The organism is Polaromonas sp. CG_23.6, assembly GCF_029892315.1.
Lineage (GTDB): Bacteria > Pseudomonadota > Gammaproteobacteria > Burkholderiales > Burkholderiaceae_C > Polaromonas.
The window spans coordinates 1,211,203-1,223,875 of sequence record NZ_JARXUY010000001.1 but is presented as its reverse complement, the minus strand read 5'-3'; the positions used below and the strand labels follow the sequence as shown (position 1 = coordinate 1,223,875).

The window sequence follows — 12,673 nt, the reverse complement described above, 5'->3', positions numbered from 1 at the left end:
TCGCAGGCAAATCAACCAATTCAACAGCCAGCCCTTGAAAACAGGGATGATTGCCCCTATTATTAGCACTCGATGGTATGGAGTGCTAACAACATTACACGCCGCCCAATCGACAGGCAATCGCTTCTCAGCGGTTGCGCTTCAACTTCAAAAACCATTGTTAAAAACAAGGAGCTTTTCATGAATCTTCGTCCTTTGCACGACCGCGTGATTGTCAAACGCGTGGAAAACGAAACCAAAACAGCTTCCGGCATCGTGATTCCGGACAGCGCTGCTGAAAAGCCAGATCAGGGCGAAGTGCTGGCCGTTGGTCCAGGCAAGAAGAATGACAAGGGCGAAATCGGCGCCATGGCCGTCAAGGTCGGCGACCGTGTGCTGTTCGGCAAATACAGTGGCCAGACCGTCAAGGTTGACGGCGACGAGTTGCTGGTCATGAAAGAAGAAGACCTGTTTGCAGTGGTCGAGAAGTAATCTTTTACCCGCTTCGATATTGCTACTTATTTAATAGCTGCTTATGTACGCAGGACGTGCGCAAGCAGCCTATTTCATTCATAAATCTTAAGGAATCCGAATCATGGCAGCAAAAGACGTAATTTTCGGCGGCGAAGCCCGCGCACGCATGGTCGAGGGTGTGAACATCCTGGCCAATGCCGTCAAGGTGACCCTGGGCCCCAAAGGCCGCAATGTGGTGCTTGAGCGCTCGTTCGGCGCCCCGACCGTGACCAAGGACGGTGTGTCCGTCGCCAAGGAAATTGAACTCAAGGACAAGCTGCAGAACATGGGCGCGCAGATGGTCAAGGAAGTCGCTTCCAAGACGTCTGACATCGCTGGCGACGGCACCACCACAGCGACCGTGCTGGCACAGGCCATCGTTCACGAAGGCATGAAGTACGTGGCTGCGGGCATGAACCCGATGGACCTGAAGCGCGGCATCGACAAGGCCGTTGCGGCCCTGGTCGAAGAGCTGAAGAAGGCTTCCAAGGCCACTACCACGTCCAAGGAAATCGCACAGGTCGGTTCGATCTCTGCCAACTCCGACGAAACCATCGGCAAGATCATCGCTGACGCGATGGACAAGGTCGGCAAGGAAGGCGTCATCACCGTTGAAGACGGCAAGTCACTCGACTCCGAACTCGACGTCGTTGAAGGCATGCAGTTTGACCGCGGCTACCTCTCCCCTTACTTCATCAACAACCCGGAAAAGCAGTCCGCACTGCTGGACAACCCGTTTGTCCTGCTCTACGACAAGAAGATCAGCAACATCCGTGACCTGCTGCCTACCCTGGAACAAGTCGCCAAGGCTGGCCGTCCGCTGCTGATCATTGCCGAAGAAGTCGAGGGCGAAGCCCTGGCAACCCTGGTCGTGAACACCCTGCGCGGCATCCTGAAGGTTGTCGCTGTCAAGGCCCCTGGTTTCGGCGACCGCCGCAAGGCCATGCTCGAAGACATCGCTGTACTGACCGGCGGCAAGGTCATCGCTGAAGAAGTCGGCATGTCGCTCGAAAAAGTGACGCTGGCTGACCTCGGCCAGGCCAAGCGCATCGAAGTGGGCAAGGAAAACACCATCATCATCGACGGTGCCGGCGAAGCGGGCGACATCGAAGCCCGCGTCAAGCAGGTTCGTGTCCAGATCGAAGAAGCGACCAGCGACTACGACCGTGAAAAACTGCAAGAGCGCGTGGCCAAGCTGGCCGGCGGTGTTGCCGTGATCAAGGTCGGCGCAGCCACCGAAGTCGAGATGAAGGAAAAGAAAGCCCGCGTTGAAGACGCACTGCACGCTACCCGCGCTGCTGTCGAAGAAGGCATTGTGGCTGGTGGCGGCGTGGCCTTGCTGCGCGCCAAGCAGACCGCTGGCGTCATCAAGGGTGACAACGCTGACCAGGACGCCGGCATCAAGCTGGTGCTGCGCGCCATCGAAGCCCCATTGCGCGAAATCGTTTACAACGCAGGCGGCGAAGCCTCTGTGGTGGTGAACGCTGTGTTGGCCGGCACCGGCAACTACGGCTTCAACGCCGCCAACGACACTTACGGCGACATGATCGAAATGGGCATTCTGGACCCAACGAAAGTGACCCGTACGGCCCTGCAAAATGCAGCGTCGGTCGCATCCCTGATGCTGACCACCGAAGCCATGATTTGCGAGTCTGCCAAAGACGACGCACCTGCAGGCGGCATGGGCGGCGGCATGGGTGGAATGGGCGGCATGGGCGATATGGGCATGTAATGTCCCGCCTGGCCAGGGTTTGACCCTGGCCTCCCGGTTAGCCAAAAGCCCCGCAGCGTCAAGCTGCGGGGCTTTTTCACGCCAGCCGGAAGGAAAACACGGCGCCTTTTTCTGCACGCTTGAGCAGCGCGATATCGCTGCCATGGAGTTGCAAGATACGCTTGACAATCACCAGCCCGAGTCCGCCGGCCAGCCCGCCCGCCGATGAAAACATGGGCCGCATGAAAAGCCCCTTGTGCAGCTCGTCAGGAATGCCCGGCCCCGTGTCACTGACTTCAACCCGTACACCTGTCCCTTCGGCACGCAACTGCACCACGATCTCACCGCCCTCGGGCGTATGGCGTATGGCGTTGTCCAGCAGATTGGTAAGCACCCGCTCGATCAGGCCAAGATCAGCGGTGACTGCTGGCAAGCCCGGCGCGATATCAGCCACCAGCCGTTGATGTCGAGTCTCCGAAGCCAACCCGAATTTCTGAAAGACGTCCTGAATCAGATCGGCCAGTGCAAAACTTTCCATCTCCGGCTGCAACACCCCGTACTCCAGCCGGGCCAGTTCAAACAGCTCTTGCGCCAGGCGCCCGACCTTGCGGCTCTGACCGAGTGCAATCTCAAGATAGCGGCGGCGGTCAGCATCCCCCAGCGTATCGGCCTTGATCAGCAAGGTTTCAAGATAGCCATGCAGGGAAGTGAGCGGTGTGCGCAAATCATGCGATATGTTGGCAAACAGTTCACGTCGTTGCTGCTCCTGAGCCGTCAGTTCGTGCCACTGCTCGGCGATACGCTGGGTCATCACTGCAAAAGACTTGGCCAATGTGGAAATTTCGTCGCTGCCTTCGCATGCTTGCGCCAGCGCGGGTGCAGCGCCTTCAAGCGCCGCCAGACCATCGGTTTGCAGGTGGCCCACAGCATCCGATAGCTGGCGCAAGGGACGCGTGATCAGGTGAAAAGCCGCCAGCCCGGCCAGCAAACCCAGCAGCGTCACCAGGCCCATGGACCAGAGCGTCGAACGCAGCAGGCTGTCGGCCGAAAGCCTGGCGGCCAGGGTGTCGCGCTCTTCACCGAACAACACGACATAGACATAGCCGGCATCACGTCCATCGACCTTGAGCGGCGCGGCGCTGAACACTTTGCGTGAACCAGGGCTGCGCGGATCGTCGCCAAAAACCGGCAATGGCGCACCGGCCAGCAGGCGCCGCACTGGCGCCATATCAACCCGCTCACGCTTGAGATGTCCCGGCGGTGCGGCCTGCGCTTGAATACGCCCGTCAGGCGCCAGCAGATAGACCTCAACGCTGGGGTTGACCGCCATGAGTTTGTCAAACAGGTCATGCACTGCGCCCTCGTTCACACCACCCTGTGCCATTAACGTCGAGTTTTCGGCAATATGCGCTGCCAGCCCGATGGACAGGCGCTGGGTCAACTCTTCTTCATACTGACTGTGGGCTCTCGTCTGCAGCCAGACCGACGCGCCGCAGCACGCCAGCAGCAATACGGCAAAGACAATTGACAAATTCTGGGAAAGGGAAAGGCCACGAAGCTTCATGGCATTTTTTCCGAGGACATCACGGATGAAGTGTCGGCTACCAGCTTGTAACCGCGCCCCCATACCGTGAGGATGCGCCTGGGCTCCGCCACATTGGCTTCCACCTTGATACGCAGGCGGTTGATGTGGGTGTTGACCGTGTGTTCATAGCCGTCATGCTGATAGCCCCAGACCTGGTTGAGCAGGTCGAGCCGCGAAAAAACCTGCCCCGGATGGCGTGCAAAAAAATACAGCAGGTCGAACTCTCGGGGGGTGAGCTCAATCGGCTTGCCGTCCATCTGTACCGAACGTTCGAGCGGGTCGATGCAAAGGTTGCCAAAATCGATGCGGCCCGAACCTGCACGCGCAATGCGCGCCATGGCGTCCGTGCGCCGCAGCAGCGCACGCACACGCGCCACCAGTTCCAGCACGGAAAAAGGCTTGGTAAGGTAGTCATCGGCACCCAGTTCCAGCCCCAGGATACGGTGTACTTCGCTGGAGCGGGCGCTGATGATGATGATGGGCGTGTAGCGCGTCATCGCGCGGGCACGTCGGCAAATCTCGAGACCATCGACGCCTGGAAGCATGACATCGAGCACCATGGCATCCCAGCGACCACCCTCCAGTTCACGCAGGCCCGCATGCCCGTCAGCGGCATGGACCACCGTGAAACCTTCGTCGCACAAGTGCATTCGCAAGAGTTCGGCGATGTGGGGGTCGTCCTCGACGACCAAAACGCGTTTGGCAAGGTCCATGGCTGGAAATTATCACGTCATCCGCGTTTTTTAGTTATCACAATTAATTGAAGATTCGGTGATAAATCTGCCATGTGACAAATCTAATAATCCACCCCATGAAACCCAATATCAATGCAGCAGACACGGCGCCCATCCACCCGGTGTGGATGCGCATCACCCATTGGCTCAACGCCATCGCGGTGCTGGTGATGGTGGCAAGCGGCTGGCGCATCTACAACGCGTCGCCGTTTTTTCCTTTCAGTATTCCGTCTGAGCTGACGCTGGGCGGCTGGCTCGGCGGTGCATTGCAATGGCATTTTGCGGCCATGTGGCTGCTGGCCGCCAATGGCCTTGTCTACCTGATGCTGAACATTGCAAGCGGCCGCCTGTTCCGCAAGTTTTTTCCATTGTCAGTGCCAGCCATCATGCGCGACGCCCTCGCTGCACTGCGCGGCCAACTGTCCCACGCCGACCCGCGCCGATACAACAACGTGCAGCGCTTTGCCTACCTGTTCGTGATGCTCGACATCGTGCTGCTGGTGCTGTCAGGGCTGGTGCTGTGGAAGTCCGTTCAATTCGGATTCCTGCGCGACCTGCTCGGCGGCTATGAGTTTTCCCGGCGAATCCACTTTTTTTCCATGGCGGCCCTGGTTGCCTTTGTCGCCGTGCACCTGGTCATGGTCGCACTGGTTCCCCGCACGCTGCTCACCATGCTAAGCAGTGGTCGCACACGAAAGACAGTATGAAAATCATTCAACGTCCACCCCTGGCCGGCATTGACAGCGATGCCGCACTGTCTGAAGCCCGCAAACTGATCGGCAGGCGTATCAAGCAGCCGGCGCGCCGTGCGTTCCTGCAGCGTTCGCTGACATTGGGCGGCCTGTCACTGCTGACGGGCTGCAGTATCAGCGACAACGACAGCGTCGAAGCAGCTCTGGCGCGAATTTCGCGTTTCAATGACACAGCACAAGGCTGGATTTTTGACCCCAAGCAGTTGGCGCCGACCTATCCAGAATCGATGATCACACGGCCTTTCCCCTTCAATGCCTATTACAGCGAAGACCAGGTCCGTGAAGTGGACGAGGCCAGCTACAAACTCGAAGTGACCGGTCTGGTCACCGACAAGCGCAGCTGGACACTGGCTGAACTTCGTGCATTTCCCCAGCAAGACCAGGTCACACGGCATATTTGTGTCGAAGGCTGGAGCGCCATCGGCAAATGGGGAGGCGTGCACTTTGCTTCTTTCCTGAAGCGCATCGGTGCCGACACCAGCGCGAAATACGTCGGCTTCAAATGCTCGGACGACTACTTCACCAGCATCGACATGCCGACAGCCTTGCATCCGCAGACGCTGCTCACGCTGAGCTATGACGGTCAACCTCTGCCGCCCAAATACGGCTTTCCGATGAAGCTGCGCATGCCGACCAAGCTGGGCTACAAGAATCCGAAACACATCAAGGCGATGTTCGTCACCAACACCTACCCTGGCGGCTATTGGGAAGATCAGGGTTACAACTGGTTCGGCGGAAGTTGAGCACTTTGAAGTGCTCAACACTGTTGATACGTGCGGCACGCGTTCATCCCGAACGCGGCCATCTGAAAACGACTCTCAAGGAATTGAAATGAACAAACTCTCTGCAACCCTCCTGGCCACCTGCATGACCATCGCCTCCGTTTCGGCATTTGCCGCAGACGAGATGAAAAAAGATGCCATGGGCAAAGATGCCATGGGCAAAGACGCCATGACCAAGGATTCCATGAGCAAGGACCACATGGCCAAAGACGGCATGATGAAAAAAGATTCCATGGGCAAGGACCACATGGCCAAAGACGGCATGATGAAAAAAGATTCCATGAGCAAGGACCACATGGCAAAAGACGACATGATGAAAAAAGATGCCATGGGCAAGGACGCCATGTCAAAAAATGAAATGAAAAAGTGATTTTTTGACAGCGCTCTGACCTGAGGTTCCTCATGATTTTTTACCTCCTGTCGTATCTTGGCGGCGCGCTGACCATTCTCGCGCCCTGCATCCTGCCGGTACTGCCCTTTGTTTTTGCACGGGTTGACCGGCCTTTCATGAAAAGCGGCTTGCCATTGCTAGGCGGAATGGCATTGACTTTCGCGGTGGTGGGAACATTGGCCGCGGTTGCAGGCAACTGGGCCATGCAGGCCAACCAGTACGGCCGACTGGCCGCGTTGGCACTGCTCGCGCTCATGGGCTTGGCCTTGATTGCGCCGCGCTGGGCGGAACGATTGGGCCGGCCCGTGGTGGCACTGGGTTCCCGCTTTTCCAGCACGACGTCGAAAGCCAGCGGCAATACGGAAAACTTCATTCTTCCGGCATTTTTCACCGGTATGGCCACCGGCCTGCTCTGGGCGCCGTGTGCAGGTCCCATCCTTGGCCTGATCCTGACCGGAGCCGCCATCGAAGGCCCGAGCGTGCGCACTTCCCTGTTGCTGCTGGCCTATGCGGCTGGCGCGGTGAGTTCACTGGCGCTGGCGCTGCTTGCCGGCAACCGCGTCTTCAGCGCCCTCAAGCGATCCCTCGGCATGGGCGAGTGGGTTCGCAAGGGGCTGGGTGTGGCCGTGATTGCCGGCGTTACGACAGTCGCGCTGGGACTGGACACTGGCTTGCTGGCCCAGTTTTCGTCGGGAAGCAGCGCATCGGCAGAAAAAAGCCTGTTCAAGTGGCTGGCCCCCAAGCCAGGTGGTGCTGCGCCCATGGCGGCGACAAGCGCCTACAAACTGGCTGGTACGGCAGATTCAGGCCGATTCATCAAGATGCAGGCACGCCCGGCATCGCCGGTGCTCAACTTGCCGGTGGAAGGCAAGATGCCCCCGATCAGCGGCGCCGTCGAGTGGCTCAATTCGCCACCTCTCTCGGCTGAAGAACTTCGCGGCAAAGTGGTTTTGGTCGATTTCTGGACTTTTGGCTGCATCAATTGCCGCAACGCCCTGCCTTATGTGAAGGAGTGGCACCGCAAGTACAAAGACCAGGGGTTGGTCGTGATCGGGGTCCATTCACCTGAGTTCGCTTACGAGAAAAATATCAGCAATGTGAAGCGTGCACTCGGTGATCTGGGAGTTGTGTTTCCGGTCGCGGTTGACAACAACTTTGCGATCTGGCGCGCGTTCAACAACATGTATTGGCCAGCACATTATTTTGTCGATGCCCAAGGCCGAATTCGCTTTCATCACTTTGGCGAAGGCGAGTACGAAAAATCAGAACAGGTCATCCAGCAGTTGCTGGAAGAAGCCCGAAAACAGGCCAAACCGGTGTGACTGCGCCCTTTGACAAAGCGCAAGGTACAGCCGGCGAAGGCGCTTTGACAAACCAGCGATTGACGCATCCAGCCCTGAAGTGGACCCCGCGAAAGTGACCCGCATGGCATTGCCAAATGCGGCTTGCGTCGCATCGCTGATACTGACAACCAAAGCCATGGTCTGCGAGTCCGCCAATGACGACGCACCTGCCGGCGACATGGGCCGGGCTTTGTTAAAAAGCCTGGTGGCAGGCCCCGCATTTTTGGCCTCCAGCCAAAAGGGCCACAGCGCGCAAGCGTTGTGGCCCTTTTTTGATGGATGGGCGAAAACCGAAAACGTCAGGCCAGGTTGGAGCCGTAACTGCTGACGTTATCTTCCGTGGGTTGGACCCACCAGTAAAGCAGCACCAGGAATCCGATTCCCGAGATCATCAGGAGCTGCCACCAGCCGCTCTTGCCAATGTCGTGCAACCGGCGCGCACCCACCGCCAGCGCCGGCAACAGCAAGCCCAGGCTGACCAGGCCGCCCAGTTTCGCGCTGATGGTGTTGGCAGCCACCGAAACCAGTACCTGGAACAGAAAAAACCACCAGAATTCCGAACGCGATGCCCGCCCAGAAAACGTTGCATAGTTGCGCAGGCAACTGGAAATGGCTTGGCTAAAATTCATGATTTCCTTCCCCGGGTTGATTAGAAAACTCAAGAGATTACCCTTGGTTCATCATAAGCCGATGCGCTGACAGCCAGCCTGTCAAAACAGCGCCCTTGTCAACGCAAGCGCTGCAGCAATCCGGCGGTCGAGCCGTCCAGCCCGGAAATATTGCCACTTTGCAGGCGTGGCTCAATGTCTTTGGCCAGCACCTTGCCCAGTTCGACGCCCCACTGGTCAAAGCTGTTGATGCCCCAGATGGCGCCGCTAACAAACACGCGGTGCTCCTGCAGCGCAATCAGCGCGCCCAGGCTGGCGGGCGTGAGCCGCTCCAGCAGCAAAAAGGTGCTGGGCCGGTTGCCGGGAAAATCGCGGTGGCCGCCGGCGTCCACCTTGCCCTGCATCAGCGCCTGCGCCTGCGCCAGAACGTTGGCCAGCAGCTTGCCATGGTGGCCGGGCAGGTCATCCGGCGCATGCGCCGCTTGTTTGATCGCCACGAATTCGACCGGAACCACCGAGGTTCCCTGGTGCAGCATTTGAAAGTAGGCATGCTGCCCGTTGGTGCCAGGCTCGCCCCACAGCAACGGCGAGGTGTCAAAAGGCAAGGGCTGGCCATCCTGGTCCACGCGCTTGCCGTTGCTTTCCATTTCCAGTTGCTGCAAATACGCTGGCCAGCGACGCAAGGCGCTGCTGTAGGGCGCGATAGTGCGGCTGGAAAAGCCGTGAAAGTTGCGGTACCAGACATCGAGCAGGCCCAGCCGCACCGGCAGGTTGTGCGCCAGTTCGGCCGTGCGAAAGTGTTCGTCCATTGCATGCGCGCCGGCCAAGAAGTCACGAAAGCCCGCCGCGCCAATCGCAATGGCAATGGGCAGTCCAATTGCCGACCACAGTGAATAGCGCCCGCCCACCCAGTCCCAGAAACCGAAGGTGGTGGTGATGCCGAAGTCGTTCGCCGCCGCCACATTGGTCGTCAGCGCCGCGAAATGCCGGGCGATGTCGTGGCCGCCCTGCGCTTCGAACCAGGCCTTCGCCGAATGCGCATTGGTCATGGTTTCAGTGGTGGTGAAGGTCTTGGACGCCACCAGGAACAGCGTGTTCTCGGGCTTCACAAGGCGAAGTACGGCAGCCAGCTCGTCACCGTCAATGTTCGACACAAAGTGAATCCGCTTGCCGGCTGTGGCGAATTCACCCAGCGCCAGCACCGCCATCTGCGGCCCCAGGTCTGAACCGCCAATGCCGATGTTGACGATGTCGGTGATGGCCTCGTCGGCGCGCACCTGCTCCGCGTAGTCCAGCATGGCGTTCAAAGTGGTTTCCACCTCAGCCTGCGCATCCGCTACTTTATTGATAGCTACTTGAGCAGGTATGTATTGCGCGGAAGGCGGATTTCGCAATAAAAAGTGCATCACGGCACGGTTTTCGGTGCGGTTGATGCGTTCTCCGGCAAACATCGCGTCGCGTTGCGATTCCAGTCCGCACTGCCGCGCCAATGCCAGCAGCAGCGCCTGGCTGTCAGCATCAATCAGGTTTTTGGACAGGTCGGCAAACACATGCGGCGCGTCCTGGCTGAAGGCTTCGAAGCGGTGAGGGTCGCGCGAAAACGCTTCGCGCAGGTCGAAATTTTGGCCGCTGGCTTCAAAACAGGCCTTGAGTTCTCCCCAGGCGGGGGTCCGGTCGCAACGCACTGGTTTCATGAAAATTCCCTTGTGTTCAGACAGCCTGCATCAACTGCTCAAGCTTGACCGCGTCCACGGCAAAGGCACGAATGCCTTCGGCCAGCTTTTCCGTCGCCATGGCGTCTTCGTTGAGCGCATAACGAAAACGCACTTCGTCAAAGTCCACCACGTCCATATCGAGCGAACCGGCGGCACTCGCATCCAGCGCGCGCGGCAATGGCGCGTCACTGGCGGCCAGCTGGGCGAGCAACTCAGGACTGATGGTCAGCAAATCGCAACCGGCCAGCGCAGTGATCTGGCCGACGTTGCGAAAACTCGCGCCCATGACTTCGGTGGCAATGCCGAATTGCTTGTAGTAGTTGTAGATTTCGCGCACCGACTTCACGCCGGGATCGTTGGCGCCGGCATTTGCGTCTTCGGTCCAGGTGCTGCCAGCTGACTTCTTGTACCAGTCGTAAATCCGGCCGACGAAGGGAGAAATCAGTTGCACCCTGGCCTGACCGCAGGCCACGGCCTGGCAAAAGGAAAACAACAACGTCAGGTTGGTGTGGATACCGCGCTGCTCCAGCAGCCGGGCGGCCTGGATGCCTTCCCAGGTGGCGGCCACCTTGATCAGCACGCGGTCGATATGGATGCCTTCGGCCTGGTACAACTCGATCAGGCGCTCGCCCCGGGTCACCGTGGCGATGGTGTCAAAACTCAGGCGGGCATCGACTTCGGTCGAGACGCGGCCCGGGATGATGGACAGGATTTCGCAGCCAAAGCGCACCAGCAGCCGGTCCATGGTTTCGTCCAGCGCCCGGTCCTTGAAACGCGCCACCGTGCTTTGCATCAATGGCGCGTAATCGGCTTTTTGCACCGCCTTGAGGATCAGGGAAGGGTTGGTGGTGGCGTCTTGCGGCTTGAACTGCGCCAGCTGGTTGAAGTCGCCGGTATCGGCCACGACGGTCGTGAGTTGTTTCAGTGCATCGAGTTGGTTCATGGGCTTGGGGAGCGCCGGGCAAGGGCGAAAAGTGGATCAGGACACCCGAAAACCGCACCGTGCCAACACAGGGGTCACAGCAGGTCACCGGGTGTAGTTACCATTATGCCCATAGAATGTGAAACTTTATTACCATCACAAGTCCTTACCATGAGTTTTGACCTCATCCTGTTTGGTGGAACCGGCGACTTGGCCTGGCGCAAGATCATGCCCGCCCTGTTCCAGGCTTTTCGCCACGGCTCACTGCCCGCCGATGGCCGCATCATTGGCGTGGCCCGCGACGACCTGACAGACGACCAGTACCGCACGCTCATCAAGTCGCGCTTTGACCAGGTCGAATTGTCGAAGCGGCCAAACGAAGAAGAATTCACGCGTTTTGCCCGGATGCTCGGCTACCTGCGCATGGACCTGTCAAAACCGGACGACTATGCGCGCCTGGCAGACCTGCTCAGGCAGCGCCCGGCCGATGTGGTGGTGATGTACCTGGCGACCGCGCCCGGCCTGTTCACCACGGTTTGCGAACAGATCGCCGCCGCCGGGCTGAATGGCCCGCAAACCCGCGTGGTGCTTGAAAAGCCGCTGGGCCATGACCTGGCGTCGAACCGCGCCATCAATCAAACCGTTCGCAGCGTGCTGACCGAGCAGCAGATCTTTCGCATCGACCATTACCTGGGCAAACCTTCGGTGCAAAACCTGTTTGCGCTGCGCTTTGGCAATTCGCTGTTCGAGCCGCTGTGGCGGCGCGAGTACATCGCCAACATCCAGATCACGATTGCAGAAGAACTGGGCGTGGAAAAACGCGGCGCTTTTTACGACAATACGGGCGCGCTGCGCGACATGGTGCAAAACCATGCGCTGCAGCTGCTTTGCGCCGTGGGCATGGAGCCGCCCATCAACTCGCATGCCGATGCGATTCGCGACGAAAAGCTCAAGGTCTTGCGCGCGCTCAAGCCCTGGACGCCTGAAACCCTGAACCAGCATGTCATCCGCGGCCAGTATGCGGCCGGAACCATTGATGGCGAAGCAGTGGAGGCCTATCGCAGCGCGCCGGGCGTGAATCCGGAAAGCCGCACGGAAACCTTCGTCGCCCTGCGCACCGAGATCGAAAACTGGCGCTGGGCCGGTGTGCCCTTCTACATCCGCACCGGCAAGCGGCTGGCCGGCCGCGACGCACACATCGAGGTCAACTTTCGCCCGACGCCGCACGCTATTTACAAATCGCGGCAGGACTGCAGCACCGGCAACCGGCTGGTCATCGACCTGCAACCCCGGGATGGACTGGAACTGCACCTGCTCGCGCAGGGCGCCGACCAGCGCCAGCGCCGTGGCACGCCGACGCTGGAGCCGGTGCAGCTTGACCTTGACTTCGACAAGCGATTCGGTGCCGAGCGCGTGGGCGCTTACGAGCGTCTGCTGCTCGATGTGATCGACGGCCGGCTGAACCTGTTCGTGCGCAGCGACGAGCAGGAAGAAGCGTGGCGCTGGGTCGAGCCGATCCTGGACCGCTGGAGCCACGACCCGACCGCACCGCGCCCGTATGCGGCAGGCACCTGGGGACCCAGCGCAGCCAGCGCGATGATCGCCCGCGACGGCTACTGCTGGAGCGAGGAGCGCTAG

At 59.4% G+C, this 12,673-nt stretch carries 12 protein-coding genes; 7 read left to right on the top strand and 5 right to left on the bottom strand.

The window, feature by feature from the left end:
- Positions 1 to 180 precede the first annotated feature (180 nt).
- A complete protein-coding gene (locus H4V98_RS05740) occupies positions 181 to 471 on the top strand; it encodes a co-chaperone GroES (protein WP_196862987.1) in 291 nt (96 codons plus the stop codon).
- 103 nt (positions 472 to 574) lie between these two features.
- On the top strand, positions 575 to 2,224 hold the full coding sequence (gene groL, locus H4V98_RS05735) for a chaperonin GroEL (protein WP_196862986.1): 1,650 nt from the start codon (positions 575 to 577) through the stop codon (positions 2,222 to 2,224).
- A 76-nt stretch (positions 2,225 to 2,300) separates the two neighbouring features.
- Here groL and H4V98_RS05730 read toward each other — a convergent pair whose 3' ends face one another.
- Positions 2,301 to 3,767: a HAMP domain-containing sensor histidine kinase gene (locus H4V98_RS05730; RefSeq protein ID WP_196862985.1), complete on the bottom strand. Its 1,467-nt coding sequence runs from the start codon at positions 3,765 to 3,767 to the stop codon at positions 2,301 to 2,303.
- Positions 3,764 to 4,501, bottom strand: a complete 738-nt coding sequence (locus H4V98_RS05725) for a response regulator transcription factor (protein WP_196862984.1) — start codon at positions 4,499 to 4,501, stop codon at positions 3,764 to 3,766. Before H4V98_RS05725 ends, H4V98_RS05730 begins: the two co-directional genes overlap by 4 nt.
- A gap of 98 nt (positions 4,502 to 4,599) precedes the next feature.
- Between H4V98_RS05725 and H4V98_RS05720 the strand changes: the two genes are divergently transcribed.
- From H4V98_RS05720 to H4V98_RS05705, 4 genes are all read left to right on the top strand, one after another.
- Positions 4,600 to 5,229 (top strand): cytochrome b/b6 domain-containing protein, encoded by a 630-nt coding sequence (locus H4V98_RS05720; protein ID WP_196862983.1) that lies wholly within the window; start codon positions 4,600 to 4,602, stop codon positions 5,227 to 5,229.
- Entirely contained in the window at positions 5,226 to 6,017 is a 792-nt protein-coding gene (locus tag H4V98_RS05715) for a molybdopterin-binding protein (protein WP_196862982.1), read from the top strand. The genes H4V98_RS05720 and H4V98_RS05715 overlap by 4 nt, the downstream gene beginning before the upstream one ends.
- A gap of 88 nt (positions 6,018 to 6,105) precedes the next feature.
- The gene (locus tag H4V98_RS05710; RefSeq protein ID WP_196862981.1) at positions 6,106 to 6,426 is read left to right on the top strand and encodes a pentapeptide MXKDX repeat protein; all 321 of its coding nucleotides are present in this window, start codon (positions 6,106 to 6,108) and stop codon (positions 6,424 to 6,426) included.
- 32 nt (positions 6,427 to 6,458) lie between these two features.
- On the top strand, positions 6,459 to 7,769 hold the full coding sequence (locus H4V98_RS05705; RefSeq protein WP_196862980.1) for a cytochrome c biogenesis protein DipZ: 1,311 nt from the start codon (positions 6,459 to 6,461) through the stop codon (positions 7,767 to 7,769).
- Between the two features lie 320 nt (positions 7,770 to 8,089).
- Here the strand turns inward: H4V98_RS05705 and H4V98_RS05700 are convergent, their stop codons facing one another.
- From H4V98_RS05700 to tal, 3 genes are all read right to left on the bottom strand, one after another.
- Positions 8,090 to 8,419 carry a DUF805 domain-containing protein gene (locus H4V98_RS05700; protein ID WP_196862979.1) on the bottom strand — a complete coding sequence of 110 codons (330 nt, stop codon included), beginning with the start codon at positions 8,417 to 8,419 and terminating at the stop codon, positions 8,090 to 8,092.
- A gap of 98 nt (positions 8,420 to 8,517) precedes the next feature.
- Positions 8,518 to 10,092, bottom strand: a complete 1,575-nt coding sequence (gene pgi, locus H4V98_RS05695; RefSeq protein WP_196862978.1) for a glucose-6-phosphate isomerase — start codon at positions 10,090 to 10,092, stop codon at positions 8,518 to 8,520.
- A gap of 16 nt (positions 10,093 to 10,108) precedes the next feature.
- Positions 10,109 to 11,056 (bottom strand): transaldolase, encoded by a 948-nt coding sequence (gene tal, locus H4V98_RS05690; RefSeq protein ID WP_196862977.1) that lies wholly within the window; start codon positions 11,054 to 11,056, stop codon positions 10,109 to 10,111.
- Positions 11,057 to 11,206: 150 nt separating this feature from the next.
- Between tal and zwf the strand changes: the two genes are divergently transcribed.
- Positions 11,207 to 12,673, top strand: a complete 1,467-nt coding sequence (gene zwf, locus H4V98_RS05685) for a glucose-6-phosphate dehydrogenase (RefSeq protein ID WP_280757331.1) — start codon at positions 11,207 to 11,209, stop codon at positions 12,671 to 12,673.